Source organism: Sphingobacterium sp. UBA1498, from assembly GCF_002325125.1.
In the GTDB taxonomy this organism is placed as follows: Bacteria; Bacteroidota; Bacteroidia; order Sphingobacteriales; family Sphingobacteriaceae; genus Sphingobacterium.
In genome coordinates this window covers 45,846-71,997 of sequence record NZ_DCRG01000019.1, presented here as the reverse complement: position 1 = coordinate 71,997, position 26,152 = coordinate 45,846, and the positions used below count along the sequence as shown (strand labels likewise).

Here is a 26,152-nt window from a genome sequence, read left to right as displayed (position 1 = left end):
TGCCGATAGTAGCTGTCTTTTTGTAATAGAGGTAGTTGTATATAAAAGAAAAAGACTGGNNCCAGTCTTTTTCTTTTATATATAAACTTCGTTTATTTTTTTAAGGTCTTCACAGGAAACAGTTCAATAACACCTTTTGCAACCTTGCTGATGTTATTAATTGCTTTTTCTGGGTTATCGACATCTCCAGATCCGCGTGCCTGCCAAATCACAGCATTTGTTTTGCGGTCAATAGCTTCGATAATCAGATGACCATAACGATAGCGCTCTTTTGCAACTGGGTAATAGCCGCCACCGTAGTAATATGGTGAAAACCATGGTCGATACCAACCCCAGGGTCCACCCCAGCCGTAGTAACCGCCGCCACCATAGACCAAGCGACTCTTATTATTGACAATCGTGATGTATCGAAATAGCAAATCAGGGTTATCTTTGGAATATTGAAGGCCTTTTGCTTCCAAAGCTGCATTTGCTGCGTCCAGGATATTGGTTTTAGCGATATCATTGTCAAAATAAGACTTTGATAACGAGTCGACCGGAGGCAACCAAGCATACGTCTTAAATGGCGTAAAATCCATCTTTTCTACCCGTGTGGTATTGTATTGATAAGACGAACATGATGCGAGTGCAACGCAAAGCACCAAAAATAATAGAATCTTTTTCATCGTAGTAATTATTATAAGTGTGATCTCATCGGTGTAAATGAGCTCGTTTCACTCGGTTTGTTTATTAACTGTGATGAATCTATCATGAGTATTTTATCACCGTATTTAACGGCCAACTCATGATGGTTCATGGCCTATATTGAACTTATATTTATTTAACTAATTTGTTTTTATTCCTTATCGTATACCTTTCAAGTGTAAAAATATTACAGTTGACGGTCTTTATGGCAATTGTTTCTTTATCCTCCGGGATGCTATTATCCTTTTTGATTTTACAACCTATTACTTTAGACAAAAAACTATAAATATGGTTTAATCGTAATTGTAAAATTAATAAGGATATTTTGCCACTAGCGGAATCTGTCTTCCAGGACCAAATGCTTTTGGACTGATCCGCAGGATAGGAGGAGCTTGAAAACGTTTGAATTCAGCATTATTAACCAATTTACATATCCTTTCTACTAACGATTGTTCAAAGCCCATTGCTACAACCTCAGATCCTGCTTTCTCATTTTCGATGAGTTCAAAGAGGATTTGATCCAATAGTTCATATTCCGGTAAGGAGTCTGAATCTTTTTGATCTGGCCGAAGTTCTGCGGAAGGTGCTTTTTCAATGGTATTGATTGGAATGATTTCCCGTTCTCGATTGATATAGCGTGCTAAATCATAGGCTTTGGATTTGTAAACATCACCGATTACAGAGATGGAACCTGCCATATCACCATAGAGCGTACCGTATCCTACAGCAGCTTCACTTTTATTGGACGTATTGAGCAGGATATGACCAAACTTATTGGAAACGGCCATCAAAATTACAGCACGGGCGCGTGCCTGTATATTTTCTTCAGTCGTATCGGGTTGTAGATTCTCAAAAAGAGGGGCCAAGCTATGCTCGTATGCATTAGCAATATCTTTGATGGGAACGATATGGTGTTTGCAGCCAGTATTGTTGACCAGATCCATGGCATCTTTTATCGAATGGTCGGAAGAATAAACCGATGGCATCAGTATGGACAATACATTATCGGCCCCGAGAGCCTCGCAGGCTAAAGCAGCAACCAAGGCCGAATCCAGTCCGCCCGACAGGCCTAAAACTGCCTTTCTAAAACCAGATTTTTGAAAATAATCCCGAAGGCCCAGGATTAATGCATCGTGCACAAGCTCCATCTCAGATTTAGGGTGCTTAGGAGCGGCTGTGGTGGAGATTATATTTTGTTGATGATAGGTTATAAATTGAAGATCCTCTTCAAAGCTTTTTAGTTCAGCGACCGTTGTACCTTCATTATTCAAGGCAATGGAGCGTCCATCAAATATAATATCCATGTGAGCCCCAATTTGATTAACATAAATCAGCGGTCTGCCCGACTTTTTGACCTGCTGACTAAGAACTTTAACGCGTTCCTCAAAATGCGTATAGGAAAAAGGAGAGGCCGCAATGTTGATGAGTAGGTCTGGATTTTCTTTTCTCAGTTCTGCCATGGGATCGCCAACGTACGAATTGCCACCCTCGTCATCGTCCCACAGATCTTCGCAAATTGTTAGGGCAATCTTTACGCCGTTCAGTTCGATGCAGTTGAAAACTCTACTAGGTTCAAAATAGCGATATTCATCAAATACATCATAATCAGGCAAAAGACCTTTTTTAACAACATCCTTTACGATTCCATGTTCGATAAATACAGCAGAATTATAGAGTTCTTTACCTTCAGGATCACCGTTTTTGACGGGTGCTCCGATGATACAGGCAATATCATGGCACTGTGCAGCGATTTGATGAATAGCTTCATCACATTGATGTCTGAATGCCTTATTTCTTAACAGGTCCTTGGCGGGATATCCGCCAATTGCGAGTTCGGCGAAGATAATAAGATCGGCAGCGGCTTCTTTGGCCTGATGGATGGCGCTAATTATTTTTTTAGTATTTGCTTCAAAATTACCGATATGGTAATTTAACTGTGCTAAAGCTATTTTCATATGCTATTGATCGTCTAAAAATAAGATACCTACTTATGGAGGATCTTCTCACAAATTTATTTCTTTTTTTTGATACTAAGCTTGCTCTTATTGGAATAAAGGAAAGTTAATCAAGAGAAATCGATGTTTGTAACCTGTGTGTTACCGATGTGGCAATATACTGGGGTATTTCTAAGGTATATATAAAATAAGCTAGTGCAATTGCATCGAATAGGACCGCTTCTTAAGGCAGTAATCGCCTGTAAGCAAATCGGGAGGGGAGGAATGAATAGCTTTAAGGGTATAGGTTATGCTAAACTGTTTTAACATAATTTTAACAACGTTAAATGCTGTTAAATTTCTTGACATGAATGCAGATGTATAGTACCTTTGATATATCAAAAGCAACGAAAGATATTAAAAATAATATATAAAGAACTTTTCATAATTTAGGTTAATAATTGGTTAGGTAAAGCTCGGAGTTCCCCACTTCGAGCTTTTTTATTATGAATATTTCGCATTCGGTTTTGCACCCAATTCATTTCCATCCCAATTTGATTTGTTAATGTATAGGAGGGATTCCTTTGTTACATAAGCACAGTTACTTTCATTTTTTTAATTTAATTCTTAACGGCAGCAAATGGAGATTAAGTTGTAACCAACTTGTACGTTTTAACATTGCTCGTTTTAGTGCTTGTTCAGTGATTACTCAGTGACGACTGAATAAAGAATGACTAATCAATGTTCATGAAATGATGAAATAATGAGTTTAAGCAGAAATTGGTGTTTTGCTGTATCAGAGTTAATGTTTCTATTGATTATTTTTAATATTGAAGTAATACAAATCATCAAAGTACATATCGAAAGTTTGTAGGTAATTACTTCGATGAGGAAGATGTAGCTTACGTATTGTCTATGGATAGGTAGCTCTGAATCTAGTTAGAATCCATACCGACACATTTAACTTCACGCTGCTTTCAGGCTGAAGTTTTTCAGATTCAATATTGAAATATCGTACACATGCGATTAATTGGGGGCTGATTGATAGCCGAATCGACTTCTTAAATCCAGAAATAATTTACAAGTTTCTCATGAATTATTAGGTCGACAAGTTTATTTATTTACTTTCAGTGAATTTTTCTTAATGCTATTCATGTTTGAATAGGTAATTAAAGACTCTATATCAATATAAAGATCGATTTTGCTGATGTAACGTGAAATTAAATTAAAAAGGGAAGCAGCTTATGTTTAACGTTAATTATGCAGAAAATATTATTTTGATTTGGTGTAACCAGTCTGCCGGTTTCCTTTTAAAAAATGAACTTATTAAAACTTATTTCGGTCACTTAGAGGAATTTCAAAATTTTTTAAAAAAAACTTTGGTTGATTTTCAAAACTACAATTTACATTGATTATTAGCGTTGGTTACCTTAAATATTACAGTGGATTAAAATAAGTAATTCTATCTCCAAATTTAAGATGTAATTGTTGCATTGTCAACCCCCAGTTACGAATAGGCATAGTCCATTTCTTTGAAATGTCTTTAGTAGTCAGGTAAACGAGCTTGAATAGCGCCTGATCGGAGGTAAATGCCTCCTTTGTTTTCGTAATCTTTCTAATCTGCCGGTGCATCGCCTCAATAGCATTTGTCGTATAGATAGCTCTACGGATATCGGGCGAATACTCGAAATAAGTAGACAGATTTCCCCAATTATCCAGCCATCCCTTTGAAGAGAGCGGATATTTCTTGCCCCATTTTTCATCAAACTCCAATAGCTTTTCGTAGCCCTGATCCTGATTATTGGCCTGATAGATAGGTTTTAAATCCGCGACAACAGCCTTTTTGTCTTTTTCGGGAACATACCGCAGACTTGAACGAATTTGCTGAACTATGCAAAGTTGGATTTGTGTTTTAGGATATACTGCTTCGATGGCGTCCGGAAATCCCTTTAAACCGTCAATACACGCGACCAGAATATCTTCTACACCACGCTGCTTTAGATCCGTCAGTACCGACAGCCAGAACTTCGCGCCTTCATTTTCTGAAAGATAGATGCCGATCAGGTCTTTTCGACCATCACGATTCACCCCGAGTATATTGTACACCGCACGTGTTTGAACGCTGCCATTGTCTTTAACTTTATAATGCCTTTGGTCTTGAGAGAGATTAAATGATGGAGGTATTTTCAAATACTAGGTGAAAGCAGGGTGAACTAATTGTAATGGTAGTTAATAGTAATAGAACCTCTGTATGTATCAGTCCCCTGCTATTGCCTTTGTACATGACGTACCACACTGAAAAATCAGGAAAAATAAGGAATACTTTGGTCGTTATGGTTAAAGGCAGGGATGAACTAATTGTAGTGGTCGTTTTTTTTAGAACTTATGCATGTATCAGTCCCCTGCCTTTATTTATTGCCCAAGGCCCAACTAGAATACTATCCTTGAAATATCAAAGGTTATTGGAAAGAGGTAATATCATGGTAAACATTAATTAAAGAACCATGGAAAATTACAGTGTTATTCTGGGTGTGGATGTATCCAAATTGACTTTGGACATCAGCTCAGCAGAGCGGAACTTGCATCTTGAGATCTCTAATGACAATAAAGGCTTTAACTCGTTCATAAAATGGTGCAAATTGAACGGGATTTACACAAAAACTGTTTTTGTTGTAATGGAATAGACCGGCGGATATGAATATCGGTTTCTTCAGTTCTGCGAGTCAAAAAACATTTGTTATTGTCGGATTCCGGGGCTTGAGATCAAGCGATCTATTGAAATGACGAGAGGGAAATCTGATCAGATAGACTCATTCCGGATAAGCCGATACGGAGAAGAGAAAATCAAAAGACTTAAACCTAGCAAACCGCTTAATATCAATATTATACAGCTTAAGAAATTGCTTTCCTACCGGAAAAGGCTTGTAAGGGAAAACGCAGGGTTATTGAATGCGATAAAAGAGCGCCAACACATTTTTCATAGTCCAAAACCCGATATAATAATCCGATATCAAAGAAAAAACTGAAAATGAGTGAGGGATTGATCGCCTCTATTGAGACGGAAATCGTGCATCTGATCAATTCGGATGAGCCCTTTTTGAAAAACTATCGGATAATTACAAGCATTAAAGGTATAGGTCCTGTGAATGCGTGGATGACCATCGTCTACACAGAGAACTTTACGGGATTCACGACCGCTATAAAATATGATGTATATGTGGGTGTTATCCCATTTGATAATATGTCCGGTACAAGTATCCGAGGGCGTAAACGGGTCAGCCCTCTTGCAAATAAAGAATTGAAGCAGGAACTAACATAGGCTGCGAGGGTTGCTATTTTGCATGACAAGGAAATAAAGCCTATGCTGAACGGAAGTTGGTCGACAAGCATTTCGGGGTTGTTATGAACAACGTCAGGTCCAAATTGTTACTTCGTATTTTTTCGCTAGTTAAAAGAGGAGAATTATATGTTGGAGATTACCTAAAAGCGTCATGATAAAGAAAAAATCAAATAATATTTGGAATTACTTAATCTAGAATACATACCGTCCAAAAAAACAAAGGGATATATCGATTTTAGCGGACGGTTTCGCCATTCATTGAGGCAGGAACGACCTTGTCAGTAATATTGGAGATCTCAGTAGCAGATATATCCATGGCATACATCTTCTTCACATAGCCCGAAATATCTCTTATGCTCATGCCCCTGGCATACATCGAGATAACATTACCCTCCAGTTCTTCTGTAATGATCAATTGACGTTTTGGGACTATCTTAGGATCAAAAGTGCCGTTTTGGTCACGACCGCTCTCCAATTCGAAATGTCCCGCCTGAATACTACGTACCGTCTTTTTTGTCCTCCCGTTTTTACGGTTAATCTCTCTTGAAGCTTTACTTTCCTGTAGATGGTGATCCAGTTCGCCTTCCAACATGCTTTCTAGAAGATGTTTCAGCATCGGTGCAAAAACACCATCTTCACCGCCCATTTTTTTGCCTTTGTAAAGGCCTCTCATTGCTTCCTCTTTGAAGCGTTCAAAGTCAAATTCCTCTTTTTCCATTTCCTGTATTTAATATGAAAATTCTTTATCTGACACGAACTATGTTCAAATGCAAGAAAAATTCGAAGTTTTTTCTTTCTTCGAGATATATCCATCAATGTATATCGATTCTGCTTTACAGATAGCAAATGCTTGCCTCACTAATTTATTGGCAACTGCTATTAGAGCTACCTTGGAAGGCTTCCCCTTTGCTTTTAATCGCTGATAGGTTTCCCGGCAAGCCTGATTATAACGAATTGCAGACCACGAGGCTATGTAAAGTAAGGAGCGCAGGTCAGAATCACCATTTCTGTTAATTGTTCCTTTTATATTGATAGATGTACCCGACTGTTGATAAGTAGGGCAAATTCCAATATACCTGGATAGCTGCTTGGGATTTTCAAACTGAGTAAAGCCGGCAGTGGAAATGATCAGTGAAGTAGCCAATGTTATTCCTATGCCCTTGACAGAAGTCAGAGACTTGATTTGTTTACTAAATTCCTCATTAGCGATGTTGACTATATCTGCTTCCAAGCCTCCAATCTGTTTCTCTATAAAGGCTATTGTTTTATCTAATGCCTTCAGACTGTTTTTATCTATCCGCGGAAGCACAGTAAAAGAGCCTCTAAGGTTTGTTAATGACGTTAATTGCTTCTTGAGCTGTCTTAAAACCACTTTTTTGTGCTTCATCAGGATAACTGCTTCTGCTGGCACCTTGTAGACGGGAGGGTGCATCTTTTCTCCATATAACGCTATCAGTCTGGCATCAACGTCATCCGTCTTGGTAACTGCCATCATCATTCTGGCAAAGTGCTTGATCTGTTTAGGATTGACAAGGCTGGCTGCTATATTCTGCTCGCAGAGCATGTAGAGCAATAAGGTGCCATAGTTTCCCGTGGCCTCCAGCACACATTGGTGATCCGCAACGGACAAAGAGCTAATGAACTTTTTTACCCCCTTTATGTCATTCGTGTACGTGTGGGTTTGGTAACCTTTTAGCTGAGGGTAAGCTGCTACAAATGTACTTTTTGAAATGTCGATTCCAATAAATTTCATAACCTTAGGATTGAACAAAAATTACACATCTAATAAACTATCGTCGCATACACAGGCTCTTAGCCTACCGAACTATTCAGTTTTTAGATGTAAAAACGCATGGGAGCAGAACGTGTCAGACGGTATTTTATACCAACAGTTCATCGGCTTTATTCCATGCGCTTTCTATCTTATTTATTCAAATGTACGACAGTTCAGTTTACATTCTCAAGTAATTTTTTATATGTATTTAATTCGCTATATAGCTTTATTTATTTTTAATTTTTCTCTCTGTTATAGATGAAATCTTTTGTGTTTGTTGTTTTTATTGTTTAAATAGCACTTTTTTTATTATTTTACTTTCTTTATTTGATTTGTCTGTATAGATTTTCTAGGTAATATTAATTTTTTTAAGAATATTTTTTTTATAATGTTTAATTTGTTATATTTGAAAAAGTTAATTTTAAATGTAATTCTATTTATTATGGAAAGATTTTTTTTATTTTTATGTTTTCTAGTCCTGCCTTTTTCAGTGACATTTGGGCAAACATCTGCGCCTCTAGGCCCTGCGCCTTCTGCCTACCCTACTTTTAATTATAGTTCTTTAGATAATTTTAGAGCAACTAAAATCGTAGAGGCAAAAAAGGGGAATGATGGTGATTGGTATTGTTTAGTGAAGTTGGAAGCACTGAGTATTAAAAATAATAGGCCTGATATCGCCTCATATATTGACGGGCCATATTTTTACAATGGTGTATATATTTTAGATAATAGTGCTATCTATCCTTCTCCTTCAAGTAAACAATATTACCATTGTCATCATAACTCCGTAGGTTACGATCCGAATATCCCTGGAAGAAATATAGTGTCAAAATACAAATGCTATAATCAATATGGGCCATCGGGCGAAATGGGTTTTTTTATATGGTTAAAAGCAAATTATGCTACAACTACGCAAATTGGTATTGTGCCGAATCCCGGAGAAAACGGTATACCATTACCAAATTATGTGGGTGGGAATGAGTATGATTTAATGTATAGTATAAATGGAAGTTATAAAAAAGGTTGGCCATTCTCATCTATTGTATTTGCTGGTTGGTATGTAAGGATGGAATCTTATCCCGATGGCAATTTAGGTCCTCGTCAAGAACCCCTAAAGATTGATTTATTAATAGCTCGACCCAATTAATAGTAGAAATAGTTATTTCATTTATTTCTTTTTAAATATTAATAGTTCACTTTTTACTGCAGTCACAACTATTCTTTCAATATTAATTTAAATTAATATTGAAAGAATAGACAACAAGATTACGATAAGCTGTTTGTTAGTTAATTAGTTCTCCTAAATCCTATTATAAATATGCTTGAAATAATTGTTGATTAACTTTAAAAGTCTATTTGTTCTATTTTGGAACTATTATTTTATATGAAGTCTATTTCTTTTTCTTTTCTTTTTCTTCTTCTTATTTTTAAAATTAGCTATAGTGGAGAAAGATGTCACACATTGTCTCGTGATTTTCTTATTGAAAAAGATACTTTAAAGAAATATATTTTAGATACTGTTGATGTTGGTTCTAAATATGTGAAAATTGATATTGATAGCTCGAAAAAAAATCATTTTCGTACCGCTTATGATTTGTTGAAAGAGAATCCCGAATTTAGATTTGAGGATGATAAAATCTATTATCAAGGGAATTTGCTGACAATGATAAAAATTAATGGACAGGTTTTTGATCTTATCTCACCAGTAGGATTGTTAAGGATGTTTCCTTCAGGTATTTTATCATCTTTTAATTTGGAGCCGTATACTGATCCCCTAAATAAATTTTGGGGCAATGAAAATAGAGGGATTAACTCTATTGATCTTAGAACATCAAGCGGGAGAATAACAGGACTTTTAGGTAATATTGCTACGAAATATAATTTCAAAAGTAAATATGACTTTTCTGGAAATACAATGTATTTTAGAAATAATAGCACGACATTATTTGATTTAAATGTTAATAATAATGCTTGGAATTGGGGCGCTGATATTGATGAAAATTTAAATAAGGTGCTTAATAACAAGACTACTGTTCATAATACAATAAAATTTAAGAATGGGGACCTCGCTTTGAAGGCGGGTTTTAATCATAATAACAAGCTTTCTAAGGATTACTATACAGATAGTTTGGTTGTATTAGAGGATTCAAAAAACTATACAAATATTGAAAGAGAGCAAAAGAATTTTAATCGTAGTTTTAATATTAATTCGACTTGGAACCAGGTGTTCGATAGGTTTTATTTTGATGTAACATTAGGGATTCAAAAAGATAATTTCAAATTTAGAAATAGCAATAAAAGTAATATAGCTAATGATTTTCTTTCGAATGATTCATCCACAGTGCAGGGGTATAATGGTAGAATAAATGTTGGTTATAAACTTTACAAAAATAAAGTTTTTCTAGTTAGTAGTGCCTCAATAGGGCAGAATAAAGCCGTTAACGAGAATAACTATCAAAATGATAGTATTTATAATCGAGTCTTCAATCGTATTAATAACGGCTTTGTTCAGTCAAGAGTATCTTTGAAGTTTAACCTTAATAAAGTCTTTTTGGGAGATTTATATTATAATGTAAACCTTTCAAAGGCGGTTTCATTAAATAAAATAAATTCTGCGGAAACCAAAGGATCCGAGCAAAAAAACGAAATTCAAAATATAGGTACAACATTTAGATGGTCAAAACCGAACATTGATCTTAATACGAATATTTATTACGAAAAATCGAGTAATCGATTTGAAAGTGGTTCATATCAAAAATCAGCATACCGTAACCACGGCGTATTGTATAGTTCTTCTTTAGTTATCAGGAGTTTAAAGTCTCGTTTGAGTAATACGGCTACATTCGGCAAGGTCGTTATTTATCCTACGCTTTCTCAAAGAGATCCTGCGAACGTGACATTGTCAGACAATTATTCCAGTATTGGAAATCCTGATCTGAAAAATCAATCTGTATTTAATTTTAGCTGGAATGCCAATTATCAGATGAAAAATGCTGATAATTTAAATCTAAGTTATTCAACCTCATTGAATAGAAATAAGATTATTGAAAACTTGTCTTTATTGAAGAATGACACTACTATCTCGGGGGTGAATTTTATTAAAGGGATTAGATTGTTATCATATGCCAATTCAGAAAACGCGAGTAGTCAGAATTCCAATTTCGCTTTTACTTATGTTAAAAATAAATTTTTTATACCGAATTTAAGCTTTCAGAATGTAATATCTTATTCAACTAGTGTAACAGATCGTTATATTGATAATGAAAATTTTGCAGATAAATCGGCTATATATGGGGCTAATATAAATACATTCTATTACCGAGATAGTTTCTCTGCAAATATTTTGTATAACCTGTCATTAAGTAATAATAGATTTACTAGTATTGAGATACCCCAAATCTCTAGCACTTTTCGGACGCTGAGCCAGACCATTTCAACAACAGCTCGACTGAATTATTTTGCTTTTTTTAATTTGGAGGTTAGTAACAGTTACAATATCATTAACTCTGCTGGAATTTCATTTGAAAACAATCGAACCGACGTAACGCTATCTCAAAAATATTTTAAAGGAAAGATAGAGACAAGCTTGAATATTTTTGACCTTTTCAACCAGATGAGACAGAATAGGGTTCTGAAAAATGACTTCTTGCTTAGGAGAGAGTCAAGGACAGATTTGATTGGAAGATATCTTTTACTCAACATCGCCTATAAGTTTCAAAATTTAAAACTATAAGTGTCATTTTTATTACAACAAGTTGTGAAAAAGTTTATTTTTTTAATCTTTTTTTTTATTTTATTTTACGGGTTTTGCTCAACAAACTCTATTACCTGTGTTATCTAAACGTATTGACAACCCATTGTTTAATTACAACCCAGCGGAAGGCGATGATTTTCGTGATACCATGACCGTTGAGGTAAGGATTGGCTTTGATGATGATTGCTATTATTTAGTAGAATTTGAAGCATTAAGAACCGTTATTCGGGAGTAGTTTCGGTAGGACCGTATTTAGCGCCAGGAGGAGGAATATATATTAAGCCTTCGCTACAAATAATGGGTAATAACTAGTTCAAAGCTGTTACAGGATCGTCTAATTATGCCTATAATCCGAGTACAGAAAGCATTTCAAATATATTTCAATATAAAACTTATTCACGATATTTGCCAACCCCAAAAGAAGGGGCGTTCATGTGGTTAAAAGCTAATTATGTTTCACCAACAAAAATTGGTTTAGTTAATAACCCAGGTAATTATTCAATTCCATCGGCTCCGGCGAATACATTTAATATAATTTATACAATCGGATTTACGGTAAAATTAAATAAATTGGAAAGTAGATTTTGGTATATGCAAGGGGGGGGGAGATATAGGTTTCGGAGTTCCATTTGATGAATTTTCAGTGGATCTGATGATTGGTCCGTCTAATTAGAATATATATTCAAAAGGTTAAAGTAGTAATATTTGCTAATATAATTACCAATAAGAGCAGTGCGTAAAAAAAAATAGGCCCTGCTCTTATTAATATTTACTTAATCTTTTGATTATTTTCTATTTTATGTCTACCAATTCAATCACGAAGTCCAAGGGTGAGTTTGCAGGAATTGGCCCTACCGCTCGGTTTCCATAACAGAATTTAGAAGGCGCCATGATATGAATTTTAGAACCTTTTTGAAGCCCTTTCTCTGTCAGTCCTCCGAGATCTACATCACCTATTTTTTTAGGAGCAAAGGCGAATGTCCAAGCTGGTATAAGCGTACTCTCGAAAGGATAATCATAACCGGTATTGGTGAGGAGCTCAAAGCTAGCCGTTTTATCGGTTTCAGTTTGGTCGAAAATACTGCCATTTATTAGGCGACCAGTATACTTTACCGTTGGCTTAACTTTAAAGACTTTAGCATTTAAGGTATCCACAATTTTATATTGATAATTTCCTGTGCCTTCAGCCAAAATTTCGTACCAAATGCCTGTTTCTCTACTGTATTGTGCATCGGGATACTTTTGGCTAACATAATTTTTAAGTGTGACGGAGTCCGCTTTAAATTGTGCAGCTGCATCATAAATCGGCGCATCATCACTTTTGGTACAGCTAATAATAAGAAAAGCAGTTACTGCGATTCCTAAAAATAATGGTGATAACAATTTTTTCATGGTATTATTTGTTGGTTTTTCAATAAAGTGGCCAATTCATTGTGAATATGGCCTAGCAAATGTATATGATTTTTTTCTCCTTGTAGGTTTACGCTTAAATAATTAACATTTTGATACAGTAATTTACATTTCTGTATTAGAGCTGCGTTGTTTGGAATGTAACTTTGTAACTAAATATATCAAAATGTTGGATAGTGTAGGATCTAGTTTATCTTTTAGCAAACTGCTAAAAAAAGCCATTCTCATTAAGAAAATGGCTTTTTAATGCACGGCTTATTTGTTTAGTTGGAGGTAGCAGCTCCAATAGTTAACAATTCAATTGTATACACAACTGGTGTATTCTTAGGTACTGTCACCTTCTCACTGCCTTTAGTATATTCATTTTGATCAAACGAATAATATGAAGGCGCAATAAAAGTAATTTTATCTCCTTTTTGTAATCCTTTTGGAAGTAATCCGTGTGGATAATAATCTATTCCATTCTGTTTAATTACAGGAGGCGTAAAAGCTCTCATCCATCCTACATTATATATATTGATGGCTTTGTATATATCAGTATAAACAGCTGGTGAACCAACTGGATTTTTATCAAAAACTCTTCCATCCATTAACTCTCCTTGAAAATTGAAAGTTGCCGCAAAAGGTGTAATCGCAGGACCGTTATTTGTTAAAGTGATACCATATGTATAAGGTGTAGCGGTTTCTTTAGCATATTCGATTTTGTACCAAATACCTTTTGATAGCAAAGAGTCTGAACGCTTAGCGTCGTTACCCCACTTCTGTCTCGCGTAAGCTTCCAAAAGAGGTGCTTGATCTTTATATAAAGAATCTTGTCTTGCTTTTTCTTTTTTTATCGCCTCTTCTTGTTGTTTGTAATAGGCATCCCAATCAAAATTATCTTTATTACAAGCTGTAAAAAGAATACCAAGACACAAAAACGCCATTAAAAATTTTGTGATATTTTTCATAATTTCTTAAAGTGTGTATTAATTATAAAACTCAAAACGCAGGCTGGACAAACTTCGCTACATCAAATGTTAAATTATTCTAAAAAAGCATATAACTCTTTTGAATTCAGGTATTTTTGTCGTATGCTTTTTAAATGAAATTCAAGGTCCAGTCTTAAAATACTTGGAAAGACAAGCTGTTTGCCCCGCAGTAATTGTACTGCTAATGGATGGTATTTCCCTACTTTCTTTTTTCTGCTTAGGGGCTTCCATATGCTATTGTCGAAAACAATCTCTTCGGTAGATTCGGCATCGTACTTCACCGCATAGTAACGCTGGTTAATTAATTCAATAATTTCTCTGTTTGTAAAGATTTCTTGCTCCATTTTTCTGCAGTAGCTACACCAATCGGTATGGATGAAAAGCAGTGTTTCCCTTGGCTCAACAGCGAGTAAAGAATCAAGCTGTTCGAAGCTGATCCAATTTATCCGCTCTTGTCCAAAGTGGCAGAGCGGATAAAATAACATCATCGACAGAACGGATATTTTTCTGAAATGCTTCATAGATCAGTTATTGTTTTTTAATGGAAATGGCCAATGCGCAATCCAAAGGTAAATGTCCGAGGACGAGTCGGACCATAGATATAGTCTGAATCTCTCAATGGTCCCTTGTCAAAGTCTTTCTGAAAAGCATTAAACAAGTTTTGTATACCGCCGAAAATTTCAATACTAAAATCTTTATGTATGGGTAAGGTATAACCCAGCCGCAGATTTAATTCGACGAAGTCGCGCGCGTCTTTCAAGGTCATCACATCGTTTTGGATATGAGGAACAATCATTTTTCCGGTGTAGACTCCGGTCAGATCGATTGCAAATTGTTTGGTCGCCTTTAAATTGCTATTCATATAGCCATAAATATTGGGTGTACGGACGTATTTCTTGGTCAGGATGTCCTGTCCGTCTTCCTTTCCCTCGTAGATAAGTTGATCTTTTTTATAGCGTGAGCGCTGAATGGTCCCACCGGTTTGGATAGAAAACCAAGATGATGGTGCAATATTGATCTCAATATTAGAGCCATATACCCGGGCACCCTCACCGTTTTGCATCTCCTGGATGATCAATCCGTCTTTTTCTGATGCCATGACATTGACAAATTGATTGTTTAGATCCGTATAAAACCCTTCCACAAGCAGACTCGTCTGTACATTTCCAAAATTTTTGTTGTAGCTAAAGGAACCTGTATACGCATTAGAATACTCTGTTTTTAGATTTTCACCAATTAACACAAATACTTGATTTCCACCAATGGAAGTGACATGCATGTCCTCGTTAAAAGCTTGTGGCGCACGGAAACCACGGGCATAGCCCCCTCTAAATTGGAGCTCCTTGGCGATATCATATAAGATTGTCAACCGTGGGCTAAAGGTGCCAAAACGCTGATCTGAGTTACGGTCTATACCTGCAAGACTATATTTGCCATCTACATAGGTATAATCGTATCGCGCTCCGATCAAGGTTTTAAAATTACTTAAAGGCTTCCATTCGTATTGGGCATAACTGCCTAATCCTCTGTTTTGCTGGTCAATGGTTCGTTTGTACCCCGGTATGTCGTCTTGGGTATCGTTGTACGAGAATTCCACTCCGGCGGTAAATACATCGCGTTCAAAGTTGTAGGTATACTGTCCCCCTGCAACCAGCGCGATATCATTTGTCTTTCCGTATGCATTGGCAGCTAATGTGCTGTCTGCGAGTGTTGCTCCGCCCCCTAGGCCGCCATAGTAGCTGTCACGAACGGTTTTCTGTACAGAGCCGTAAAGCGACATTTTTTGCTTGTAATCGCTAGAGTAATGATCGTAGGTGATTCCGCCAACAAGCGAACTGGTTTCCAATTGTTCTGTGATTTGCGTCAAGTGGGGTACTTTATCAAGCTGATCACCACCGCGACGGAACTCATTCACTGTACTAAAATCTACCGTTATCTTATCTAGATCACTCGGTTTGTAAAATATTTTTGTGCCAAAAGTAGTGTTTCGAAGTTTAGTCATTTCCGAAAAACCATCTCCATTAGCATCATATGCTTCCCGATTGCGGTGCATGCCGTAGAACGTCGCACCTCTCTTGAGGTCTTCCGCGACGGTCGAGGTGTTAAAATCAACCGTATTGTCCCAGCTTCTGCCACCGATGAGTGAGTTGGTTGATTTTACCTGCCAGTCATTTTCTACCGGATCTTTTGTAATAATATTGATTGTCCCAGCGATCGCATTGGCTCCAAATAATGCCGAACCGCCACTTCTTACCACCTCAATACGATCGATCATACTGGTGGGAATCTGGTCTAATCCATATACACTATTCAGTGCGGAGAATACGGCTCTGCTATTGATCAATATTTGTGAATAGGGACCTTCGAGACCATTCAGCCGGACTTGTGAAAAACCGCAATTCTGGCAATTGTTTTCTACGCGTACCCCCGGCTGATAATTCAGTGTTTCAGACATGGCGACAGATTGTGTCGCATTAAATAATTTGGGGCCTATTACATTGACAACCACCGGAGCATCCTTTCGTTTAACGCCGTAACGTGTAGCAGAAACAACAACCTCATCCAAATTGAGGTTGTCTTCCTCCAGTTGAATATGTAACGGAGCCTTTAGCGTATCAAGGGAGATAACCTTGCTGATTGAGCGGTAGCCTACTGCAGATATATTTAAGGTTACTTTTTGCATCGGTATAGCAGACAACTTGAAGTAGCCCGCTGTATCAGATGTAGTCGCAAGCTTGCTGTTTTTTAAAGTTAGTGTACCGGATGGAACTGCTTCATGGTTTTTATTGAATAAATAGCCTTCAAGTTTCGATTGGGCATATATAGTGGATGTACCCGCCAGTAATGTAGCGAATAAAGTGTATTGCTTTAGCATAGTAATTTTATAAAAATTTTAAAAATACAAGCCTCGTATAGCATTGTCTATAGCGCGCTATGAACAACATTCAAGGTATTGAACACGAATAGGAAACAAGAAAATAACTTGTCCTTATATAGGGCTATTGTACCAAGGAGTTCATTGAAACCACTTTAAGGTAGTCCAACGAAGGGTGTCGCCTTGGTATCAACGACAATTCTCGAAAAGGAGGCCAATAAGAAATTGTATCAAAGACGTCGTACAGATATAGTCATTCCGTGGTTTAGCAATGCGTTACTGGACGCATACGATACGTTCCGTTTATTAGCGTCGAGTACTGCCATGCCAGACTACCGGTTTTCGAAATCTCTGATGTTAGTTTTATACTAAGCTGGGGGGACCACGTAAGTGGTAATGATCGATAGTTGCCGTAATCGCTTCCGGACAAAAGGAATTATAACGCACCTGTCTTACTTCGCGGGGAATTGGAAGTTCAAGGACGGTAAATTCGGTTTGTACGTAGGTGTTGTGATAGATGACATTCAGGTATTCGATTTGGTCATCTGTTTCTTGGGGCTTTTGTTTCTTGGTAAAATCATAAGGGTGGGTGTGCATGACAATTTCACCTGTAGATTTTACCTCTTTGTGCATAAAAACAACACCTGAAATAATAATCAGAGACATTAATACCAATTGGCATAATGCAATAAGCTGACGTGGACTTCTGGTTGTTTTTGGGTACATAAAAAAGCGTTACTTTTTTAGGGTAACGCTTCAAAATTACGATTTTATTTTATCAGTATAGAGCTGTATGGATTAAAAAAATATTAAGTATGCCTATTTTTGATACCTTAATGTTCTCTTTTCCTTACATCCATACTATTTAATCAAATGATTGTTGTCGTCTGGAAATACAAGCGAGGGTTGAAATTGTTTGGCTTCTTCAAAATCCATGGTTGCATAGGAAATGATGATGACGATATCGCCAACTTGAACTAGGCGTGCCGCAGCACCATTCAAACAGATCGTTCCCGAACCGCGTTGGCCAGGGATAACATAAGTCTCAAGGCGTGCTCCATTGTTATTGTTTACGATTTGAACCTTCTCGTTAGCGATGATATTTGCGGCATCCATCAAATCTTCATCTATTGTGATACTACCCACATAATTCAATTCCGCTTGTGTGACTTTAACGCGGTGAATCTTGGACTTCATTACTTCTATTACCATGGCGCAAAGTTAGGGCTTTCTACTGAATTTGAAAGATTTGTCAATTAATTTGACAAATTATTCAGAATCATATTATCGATCAGACGGACGCCCTCAACCCACGCAGTGACAAGGGCAACATGTTGTTTGCTGAAATCGATGTGATCGACCTCCTTTAAGCTGGTACTTTCACATATGGCAAAGTATTCAACGCTCAGTCCATCTGTATCTGTTAAAATCTTCAGCGCTTGGTCTTTTATTTCCCGGAGTGCTATAGCATCATTGATGTGGTCCTTTACGTATGTCAAGGAACGTGAAAGGGCCAACGCTATTCTTTTTCCTTCTTCACTTAATCGCATGTTTCTGGAGCTCAAAGCTAGGCCATCTTGATCTCTGATGATGGGGCATATCGCCAATTGAATAGGTAGATCCTTCATTTCAATCATGCGTTTAATAACCATGACCTGCTGAAAGTCTTTTTGTCCGAAACAGGCAATATGCGGTTGTACCAATGTAAATAATTTATAGACGACCTGAGTGACGCCCTGAAAATGTCCTGGACGTTTTTCCCCTTCCCAGATTTGATCCAGTTCGCCCAAATCGATATGCCAGTGTTCGTGTTTGTCGGGGTACATTTCGTCAACGGTTGGCAAGAAAAGAATATCACACCCCACAGCTTCCAATAGTTTGATATCATTCTCGATTGGGCGTGGATATTTCTCAAGATCTTTTGGGTCATTAAATTGCGTAGGATTTACAAAGATGCTGCAGACGCGAATGTCGCTCAATGGTTTTGCATAATTTAATAAGGATAAATGTCCTTCGTGTAATGCCCCCATGGTAGGAATTAAGGCGATTTTTTGATCGGTTTTTCGTGCTTCTTGCAGGTATGCTTGGAGAGAGGCTTTCGTTTTGAAAATTTCCACTTTGCTATTTAGTTTTTGTTGGCAAAGTTGCATATTATTTTGGGAATATAAAACGATGATTAATAGTAAATTGCATAGTAAGTATTTTTTTCGTACCTTTGTAGACCGATTTTACTGTTCGAAAATAATAAATAAAAATAACTGGAGATGGCAAAAACGAAGATATTGTTTATTACTCACGAGATGTCGCCTTTCCTCGAATTAACTAAAATTTCTGAAATCACACGTCAACTTCCGCAAGCGATGCAAGAAAAGGGTTTTGAGATCCGGATCTTAATGCCGCGTTTTGGGAATATCAATGAGCGTAGAAATAGATTACATGAGGTTATTCGTCTTTCAGGCCTGAACATTGTTGTGGATAATAATGATAATCCGCTAATTATTAAAGTTGCTTCATTACCTGCGGCCCGTATGCAGGTGTATTTCTTGGATAATGAAGACTACTTTCAGCGTAAAAAAGTTTTTAGTGATGAGCATGGCGAGTTCTTTGCAGACAACAATGAGCGTTCGGTGTTCTTCTGTAAAGGAGCGTTGGAAACTGTGAAGAAATTAGGTTGGTCCCCAGATGTAGTGCACTGTCATGGATGGTTCTCTGCGTTGGTACCGGCGTATGTCAAGACGACTTATAAAGACGATCCGACATTCAAGGATGCAAAAGTAATGTACTCTTTGTTCAATGAAGAGTTTAAAGGTACATTAGGTACGAAGTATGCGGAAATGGCGCCAGAGGGTTCATTTAAAGCTGAGGATGCGCAGGTGTACGGTGATGGTAGCTATGAGGCTATCTATAAAGGTGCTTTGCATTTTACCGATATGGTCGTTGTTGCAGATCAAAATGTCAATACCGAAATAGTTGATTTTGCAAGATCAAAAGATATTCAGGTTTTTGAGCCCAACGGCGATCAAGACTATGATGCTTTTGGAGAAGTATATGATCAATTTGCGCCTGAAGAAGTAGAAGCGTAGGCTATACTTTTCGAAGCGTTTCAAAAAGCAATAAAAAAAAAGGTTATTTTAAAAAAATAGCCTTTTTTTTATTACGCAGGTTTTCATTAAGTCGAATTGCTATTTGAGTGACTTTCTTCGCAATGCCTCCTCCCTAAATCATTTGTAACAATAAATATAGCTGCGAATTGTTATCTTCGCAATAATCTGTCATTAGGTTTATATGTTGATACGTGGAGATCTCGGAGAAGATGTCCTAAGTTTGATTTATAGCGGCGCTGGGCGCTTGTAATAGCTTATATTGACTTTGTTTTAAAGGTATATAAATCGAGTGTCTCGGAATATTTTAAATAGGAGTAGACACCATAGTTATAATTATTGTCATGAAAATTAAGGTAGGATTTGGATTTGATGTCCATCAGATGAAAGAGGGACATCCCTTTATTGTTGGAGGCGTTCAATTGGAGCATCATGCTGGGGCCTTTGGCCATTCTGATGCAGATGTATTGGTGCATGCGATATGTGATGCCATTTTAGGTGCTGCCAATTTAGAAGATATTGGCTATCACTTTCCAAACACGGATATGCGCTGGAAAGGTATCAGTAGCTTATTGTTACTGAAAGAATGTGTGGCGCTGATCGCGAAGAAAGGATACACACTTGGCAATATCGATTCAATGTTGTGTTTGGAGGCTCCTAAGATCAAACCTTATATCCCGCAAATGAAAGTTAAATTGGCTGAAGCCACTGGTTTGGATATCGATGATATTTCCATTAAGGCAACGACAAATGAAACCATGGGGTTTATCGGCCGTCAGGAAGGAGCGGTTGCCTATGCGGTTTGCTTGATCGAACGTGCGTAGTTCTGCTTAATATTTTCGCGTTTAAATTCTTGCTTTTGGTACAATTAGTAATACCTTTGCCAAGTAAGGATTATTGGCACACTATCTGATAGAGTGAGCATTAATGTCTTAATTGAAGTCTACAAGGATCAAAATAATGCAGTATTCAAGTTTTAAAATAGCACAGTGTGTGTAAAACCTGAATACGCTGTGTGGTCTTAAAATGAATAATATTTACGTCTGAAATTTAGTGATTAGATGAAACGAGTATCAAAAAAAAATCAACTGACGGAAGCTGATATCAAACGATATACGTTCAATTTTTGGAAGATTATCGTTGGAGTTGTTGCGATAGGTTTTCTGTTTATATTGAGTATACGTCTTGGATTATTTGGGAAATTGCCCTCCTTCAGTGATTTGGAGAATCCAAAAAGCAATTTAGCTTCTGAAGTTATCACTGAAGATCATAAAGTACTGGGAACTTATTATGTTCAAAACCGTTCCAATGTTAAGTATAGCGAATTGTCCCCTTATTTGGTCAAAGCATTGGTGTCTACAGAGGATAAACGTTTCTATGATCACTCTGGTATAGACTATTCGCGTACGTTCACAGTCATCTTCCATACCTTGACAGGTAATAAGCAAGGGGGGAGTACGATTACACAACAGCTGGCACTTAATCTCTTCTCGGATGGACGTCAGAAGAATTTTTTAAAACGTGTCATCCAAAAATTTCAGGAATGGATTACGGCCGTTCGTCTGGAGAGAAATTATACCAAGGATGAGATTATTACCATGTATTTCAACACGGTAGACTTTGGTGCCTACAATACATATGGAATCAAATCTGCTGCACGGACTTACTTTAATACGACTCCCGACAAATTGACAGCGGAACAAGCAGCTTTGTTGGTGGGTATGCTAAAAGGTCCGGGAGCATATTCTCCGGTTCGTTACCCTGATAAATCTCGCACCCGACGTAATACGGTGCTGAACAATATGGTTGCCGCTAATTTTATCTCGGCAGAAGAGGCAACAAAAGCAAAAGAGAAACCACTTGGTTTAGAACTTAAGATTGCAAATTACGGCGAAGGATTGGCTCCCTATTTCAGAGCGGTATTAAAAGACGAGATCAAAAAGGAATTTGCCAAGCTTTCCATTACCAAACCGGATGGTACACCTTATGATCTTGATCGCGATGGATTGAAAATCTATACGACAATCAACATGTCTATGCAGCAATATGCAGAGGATTCGCAAAAGGAGTGGATGAAGCAATTGCAGTCTAAATTTTCCGCACAATGGAAAAATAGGGATCCCTTCAAAGGCGATAAAGCGAAGCTATTAATCAGCGGAATGAAGCGTTCTGATCGTTACCGGATTTTGAAGGAAGAAGGCTTGAATGAAGACGAAATCAAAAAGGCTTTCAATGTAAAAGTTCCTATGAATATTTTTACATGGAAAGGAAGCGTCGACACCATGATGACGCCAATGGATTCCATTAAATACAATAAACTCATGTTGCGCAATGCAATGATGTCTATGGAGCCGAAGACGGGACATATTAAAGCCTGGGTAGGGGGTATTGACTTCGACCACTTTAAATATGATCAGGTAAAAATGGGAACGCGTCAGGTCGGATCGACGGCTAAACCATTTACTTACGCAGTTGCGATTGACAACGGCTATTCGCCCTGTTATAGTATTCCAAATTACCAACAAACGTATAACGGATGGACCCCAAGGGGAAATGCGCAAGGAGGAAACCCCATTACGTTGGCTAAGGCCCTTGCTTATTCTCAAAACTATGCGACAGCATATTTAGTACACGAAGTTGGTGCTGCGGAAGTCGCAGCATTGACAAAGCGAATGGGTATAACAAGTGATGTTCCTAGTTATCCCTCGATTTCTTTGGGCGCTTACGAAGCGTCGGTGTTTGATATGGTAGGTGCCTATTCGGCATTTGTAAACCAAGGAACTTGGATTGAGCCGACAGCAATTCTGCGGATTGAAGATAAAAATGGGACACCAATTTATGATAAGGCACCAAAGGTGGTAAAAGCCTTGAACAGTGAATCAGCATATATTATTGTGGATATGCTTAAAAAGGTGGTGTCTCAGGGTACTGCCAGACGTATTCAATGGATGTACAAGCTCACCAATCCAATCGGAGGTAAAACGGGTACAACGAATGACAACTCGGACGCTTGGTTTATCGGTATTACGCCCGAATTGGTTACAGGTGTGTGGACCGGGGCGGAAGATCGGGGCATTAGTTTCGATCGCATGGAGTACGGTCAAGGGGCCGCGGCAGCTATGCCAGTATTCGCTTATTACATGCAGAAAGTATATAAAGATTCGAATTTAAAATATACCAAAGGTGATTTTGAACAACCTCAAGGTGGACTCACCCGTGTAATAGACTGTAATCAGTACTGGGGGGGCGGAGGCTCTGATGTGGAAGATGGATCTACCGATTCGAGCAGTAAAGACGAAACTAAACTAAAAGATGACCGCTTAGGTTTCTAGGTTATTTTAACGAATATCAGTGGGCCAGGCAATAAATTTTTTCGAAATTTGTTGTCTGGCTTTTTTGCTGAAAGTGCTTGATATTGAAACATAATGGACGTATTTGATTATAGAGAGGAATTAAAGAAGATACCGCATCGGCCTGGAGTCTATCAGTATTTTGATAAAAATAATGAGCTGATATATATTGGTAAAGCGAAAGATCTGCGCAATCGGGTCGGATCTTATTTCGTTAGTGAAAATCAGCTGAATGGCAAAACACGTGTTTTGGTCCGTAAGATTAATCGGATATCTTTTACTATAGTTGATACGGAGATTGATGCTTGGTTGCTTGAGAATTCATTGATCAAGAAACACAAACCCAAGTATAATGTTCTTCTTAAGGACGATAAAACTTACCCTTGGATTGTTATCAAGAATGAGCCTTTTCCACGCGTTTTTTGGACCAGGCAATATATCAAAGATGGTTCGCGCTATTACGGACCCTATCCTTCGGTGGGGATGATGCATATTGTTTTGGATCTGATTCGTGAATTGTTTCCCTTGCGGACCTGCAATTTGGCCCTAACACAGGAAAATATACGGAAGGGCAAGTTTAAGATCTGTCTTGAATATCAAATTGGAAACTGTAAGGGGCCTTGCGAAGGGTATCAATCTGAAGAAGACTATGATCAGAATCTGAGCGATATTAAGGATATTCTGAACGGAAAGATCGCTATGGTGACCAATCGCTTGAAAGAAGGTATTACTACTGCAGCTGCAGCTTTGGATTTCGAAAGAGCGCAGTTAATCAAAGCGAAGTTGGATAAGCTAGACAATTATCAGAGTAAATCCACCGTTGTTAACTCATCCATTACAAACGTTGATGTATTTAGCATCGCTTCGGACGAAGGATATGCCTTTGTCAATTACCTGAAAGTGATGAATGGTGTGATTATTCAGACGCAAACACTGGAAATGAAACGGCGTTTAGATGAGAGTGAACAAGAACTGCTAGCCTTGGCTATACCAGAGATACGGGATCGTTTCAAAAGCCTTTCGCGTGAAATTATCGTACCATTTGAGTTAGATATTGAAGAGAACGAACGGATTCGATTTACAATCCCCAAATTGGGTGAAAAGAAAAAGCTCCTTGAACTTTCTCAAAAGAACGTAGCATTTTTTAGGAAGGAACGTTTGTTGCAATATGAAAAGCTTAATCCGGATATCCGGACTGAGCGTATTCTAAGACAGATGCAAAAGGATCTTCGGATGAATGTGCTGCCGCAACATATTGAGTGTTTTGATAACTCGAATATTCAGGGAAATTATCCTGTGTCTGCTATTGTGGTATTTAAGGATGCGAAACCCTCCAAAAAAGATTATCGCCACTTCAATGTAAAGACCGTGGAGGGTCCCAATGATTTTGCTACGATGGAGGAAGCTGTTTTTAGACGGTACAGAAGGTTATTGGATGAAGATCAGCCTCTGCCCCAATTGATTATTATAGACGGTGGTAAGGGGCAGTTAGGGGCCGCTTTAAAGAGCTTGCGCTTATTGGGGATCGAACGGAAAGTAACGGTGATCGGTATTGCGAAGAGGCTGGAGGAGCTTTTCTATCCCGGCGACCAATATCCACTTTATCTAGATAAAAAATCTGAAACCCTCAAGGTGATTCAACATCTTCGAGATGAAGCTCACCGGTTCGGAATCACGTTTCACAGAAATCAGCGGAGCCGAAAAACTTTTGTTTCTGAACTTGAAAACGTGCCAGGCATAGGCAAAACAACGGTGGAGAAAGTGTTAACTGAATTTAAGTCGGTAAAAAAGGTGAAGGAGGCGTCTGATGAAGACCTAAAAAAAGTGCTTAATCTCAAACAGATTAAAGCACTTCGTGAATACTTTGCAAAGTAACATTAAAGTAGAATAGTGCATCAGCCGAAGTTTTATACACCAAGATATTCGGCTGATGCATTCAATACGAATTAGTCATCGTAACCAAAACGTTTAAGGTAATTTTTTTTGCTTCGCCAGTCAGGAATTACTTTAACGAAAAGTTCGAGAAATACCTTTCCATTGATAAACTCCTCAATATCTTGACGTGCGTAGGTTCCCACTTTTTTGATCATGGCGCCTGCCTTTCCAATGATAATATTTTTTTGAGAGTCGCGTTCAACAATAATTTCTGCTGCAATACGCGTAATATTAGCCTCCTCTTTGTAAGATGTCACGATTACTTCTGTGCTGTAAGGAATCTCCTTATCATACAGTTTGAACACTTTTTCACGGATCATTTCGGAGACAAAAAAACGCATGGATTTGTCCGTCAGTTCATCCTTTTCATAATAAGCTTCGTGAATTGGTAACTTGTCCTTTATGTATTGCATTACTGCAGCGACATTATGATTCAGTTTTGCTGAAATGGCAAAAATAGTGTCCGGATTTAATTTTTCTTGCCAAAATTCAATTTTTGCTTTGACTTCTTCTTCTGAAGATTTATCAATTTTATTGATCAGTACAGCAACAGGAGAATTTGTTTTGCGTAATTTCTCGAGGACATCATTCTCATCGTATTTTTCGTTGATATCTGTCACAAATAGAATAATGTCTGCATCGATCAAAGATCCTTGGACAAAATTCATCATGGATTCCTGCAGAGAATAGTTTGGTTTAATAACACCTGGAGTGTCCGAAAACACAATTTGATGGTCTTCATCGTTTACAATACCGATAATGCGGTGTCTTGTCGTTTGCGCTTTGGGTGTAATGATAGACATTTTTTCACCCACTAAAGCGTTCATTAGGGTGGACTTACCAGCATTTGGCTTTCCGATGATACTTACGAATCCTGCTTTGTGTGACATTTTTCTAAATTTTATTAGGATTACAAAGAAACAAAATATATCTTTGTACTCCAATTCGGAAGGATCATAATCTTGTTTTTTCAAAAGAAAAAAGCAATTTTGTTCAAAAATATATTGCGGGGTGGAGCAGTTGG

At 37.7% G+C, this 26,152-nt stretch carries 21 protein-coding genes and 2 pseudogenes; 10 read left to right on the top strand and 13 right to left on the bottom strand.

The window, feature by feature from the left end; genetic code table 11:
* Positions 1-92: 92 nt before the first annotated feature.
* The 3 genes and pseudogenes from B3139_RS10815 to B3139_RS10805 form a co-directional block, all read right to left on the bottom strand.
* Positions 93-665: a DUF4136 domain-containing protein gene (locus B3139_RS10815; RefSeq protein WP_209578256.1), complete on the bottom strand. Its 573-nt coding sequence runs from the start codon at positions 663-665 to the stop codon at positions 93-95.
* A gap of 330 nt (positions 666-995) precedes the next feature.
* Positions 996-2,639: an NAD+ synthase gene (locus B3139_RS10810; protein ID WP_293882818.1), complete on the bottom strand. Its 1,644-nt coding sequence runs from the start codon at positions 2,637-2,639 to the stop codon at positions 996-998.
* 1,416 nt (positions 2,640-4,055) lie between these two features.
* Positions 4,056-4,775: pseudogene (locus B3139_RS10805) on the bottom strand (IS256 family transposase); the annotation flags it as partial.
* Positions 4,776-5,122: 347 nt separating this feature from the next.
* On the opposite strand from B3139_RS10805, the gene B3139_RS10800 reads away from it, so the two are divergent.
* The 3 genes from B3139_RS10800 to B3139_RS10790 are packed head-to-tail and all read left to right on the top strand — an operon-like array spanning position 5,123 to position 5,937.
* Positions 5,123-5,302: a hypothetical protein gene (locus B3139_RS10800; RefSeq protein WP_293882813.1), complete on the top strand. Its 180-nt coding sequence runs from the start codon at positions 5,123-5,125 to the stop codon at positions 5,300-5,302.
* A 48-nt stretch (positions 5,303-5,350) separates the two neighbouring features.
* Positions 5,351-5,644 (top strand): IS110 family transposase, encoded by a 294-nt coding sequence (locus B3139_RS10795; protein ID WP_293882936.1) that lies wholly within the window; start codon positions 5,351-5,353, stop codon positions 5,642-5,644.
* A 2-nt stretch (positions 5,645-5,646) separates the two neighbouring features.
* A complete protein-coding gene (locus tag B3139_RS10790; protein ID WP_293882810.1) occupies positions 5,647-5,937 on the top strand; it encodes a transposase in 291 nt (96 codons plus the stop codon).
* A 200-nt stretch (positions 5,938-6,137) separates the two neighbouring features.
* On the opposite strand, the pseudogene B3139_RS10785 reads toward B3139_RS10790, so the two are convergent.
* Both B3139_RS10785 and B3139_RS10780 read right to left on the bottom strand, forming a co-directional pair.
* Positions 6,138-6,676: pseudogene (locus tag B3139_RS10785) on the bottom strand (transposase); the annotation flags it as partial.
* Between the two features lie 45 nt (positions 6,677-6,721).
* A complete protein-coding gene (locus B3139_RS10780; protein ID WP_293882805.1) occupies positions 6,722-7,711 on the bottom strand; it encodes an IS110 family transposase in 990 nt (329 codons plus the stop codon).
* A gap of 427 nt (positions 7,712-8,138) precedes the next feature.
* Here B3139_RS10780 and B3139_RS10775 point away from each other — a divergent pair, with 427 nt between their 5' ends.
* From B3139_RS10775 to B3139_RS10765, 3 genes are all read left to right on the top strand, one after another.
* Entirely contained in the window at positions 8,139-8,879 is a 741-nt protein-coding gene (locus tag B3139_RS10775; protein WP_293882803.1) for a hypothetical protein, read from the top strand.
* 237 nt (positions 8,880-9,116) lie between these two features.
* Positions 9,117-11,465, top strand: a complete 2,349-nt coding sequence (locus B3139_RS10770; RefSeq protein WP_293882800.1) for a hypothetical protein — start codon at positions 9,117-9,119, stop codon at positions 11,463-11,465.
* A gap of 97 nt (positions 11,466-11,562) precedes the next feature.
* A complete protein-coding gene (locus B3139_RS10765) occupies positions 11,563-11,721 on the top strand; it encodes a hypothetical protein (protein WP_293882797.1) in 159 nt (52 codons plus the stop codon).
* Positions 11,722-12,278: 557 nt separating this feature from the next.
* On the opposite strand, the gene B3139_RS10760 is transcribed toward B3139_RS10765, so the two are convergent.
* The 7 genes from B3139_RS10760 to panC all read right to left on the bottom strand — a co-directional run bounded on the left by B3139_RS10760 (position 12,279) and on the right by panC (position 18,859).
* Positions 12,279-12,878, bottom strand: a complete 600-nt coding sequence (locus tag B3139_RS10760; protein ID WP_293882794.1) for an FKBP-type peptidyl-prolyl cis-trans isomerase — start codon at positions 12,876-12,878, stop codon at positions 12,279-12,281.
* Positions 12,879-13,159: 281 nt separating this feature from the next.
* The gene (locus B3139_RS10755) at positions 13,160-13,846 is read right to left on the bottom strand and encodes a hypothetical protein (protein ID WP_293882791.1); all 687 of its coding nucleotides are present in this window, start codon (positions 13,844-13,846) and stop codon (positions 13,160-13,162) included.
* A gap of 74 nt (positions 13,847-13,920) precedes the next feature.
* Positions 13,921-14,388: a thioredoxin family protein gene (locus tag B3139_RS10750; RefSeq protein ID WP_293882789.1), complete on the bottom strand. Its 468-nt coding sequence runs from the start codon at positions 14,386-14,388 to the stop codon at positions 13,921-13,923.
* 17 nt (positions 14,389-14,405) lie between these two features.
* On the bottom strand, positions 14,406-16,742 hold the full coding sequence (locus B3139_RS10745; RefSeq protein ID WP_293882787.1) for a TonB-dependent receptor: 2,337 nt from the start codon (positions 16,740-16,742) through the stop codon (positions 14,406-14,408).
* A gap of 363 nt (positions 16,743-17,105) precedes the next feature.
* Positions 17,106-17,468: a hypothetical protein gene (locus B3139_RS10740; protein ID WP_209578262.1), complete on the bottom strand. Its 363-nt coding sequence runs from the start codon at positions 17,466-17,468 to the stop codon at positions 17,106-17,108.
* Positions 17,469-17,603: 135 nt separating this feature from the next.
* Entirely contained in the window at positions 17,604-17,954 is a 351-nt protein-coding gene (gene panD / locus B3139_RS10735) for an aspartate 1-decarboxylase (RefSeq protein WP_209578263.1), read from the bottom strand.
* 44 nt (positions 17,955-17,998) lie between these two features.
* Positions 17,999-18,859, bottom strand: a complete 861-nt coding sequence (gene panC / locus B3139_RS10730) for a pantoate--beta-alanine ligase (protein ID WP_293882780.1) — start codon at positions 18,857-18,859, stop codon at positions 17,999-18,001.
* A gap of 147 nt (positions 18,860-19,006) precedes the next feature.
* On the opposite strand from panC, the gene B3139_RS10725 reads away from it, so the two are divergent.
* From B3139_RS10725 to uvrC, 4 genes are all read left to right on the top strand, one after another.
* A complete protein-coding gene (locus B3139_RS10725) occupies positions 19,007-19,825 on the top strand; it encodes a glycogen/starch synthase (RefSeq protein ID WP_209578264.1) in 819 nt (272 codons plus the stop codon).
* A gap of 362 nt (positions 19,826-20,187) precedes the next feature.
* Entirely contained in the window at positions 20,188-20,667 is a 480-nt protein-coding gene (ispF, locus tag B3139_RS10720; RefSeq protein ID WP_209578265.1) for a 2-C-methyl-D-erythritol 2,4-cyclodiphosphate synthase, read from the top strand.
* Between the two features lie 237 nt (positions 20,668-20,904).
* A complete protein-coding gene (locus tag B3139_RS10715) occupies positions 20,905-23,175 on the top strand; it encodes a transglycosylase domain-containing protein (RefSeq protein ID WP_209578266.1) in 2,271 nt (756 codons plus the stop codon).
* 93 nt (positions 23,176-23,268) lie between these two features.
* A complete protein-coding gene (uvrC, locus tag B3139_RS10710; protein ID WP_293882769.1) occupies positions 23,269-25,068 on the top strand; it encodes an excinuclease ABC subunit UvrC in 1,800 nt (599 codons plus the stop codon).
* Between the two features lie 71 nt (positions 25,069-25,139).
* On the opposite strand, the gene era is transcribed toward uvrC, so the two are convergent.
* On the bottom strand, positions 25,140-26,018 hold the full coding sequence (era, locus tag B3139_RS10705; protein ID WP_293882766.1) for a GTPase Era: 879 nt from the start codon (positions 26,016-26,018) through the stop codon (positions 25,140-25,142).
* Positions 26,019-26,152 lie beyond the last annotated feature (134 nt).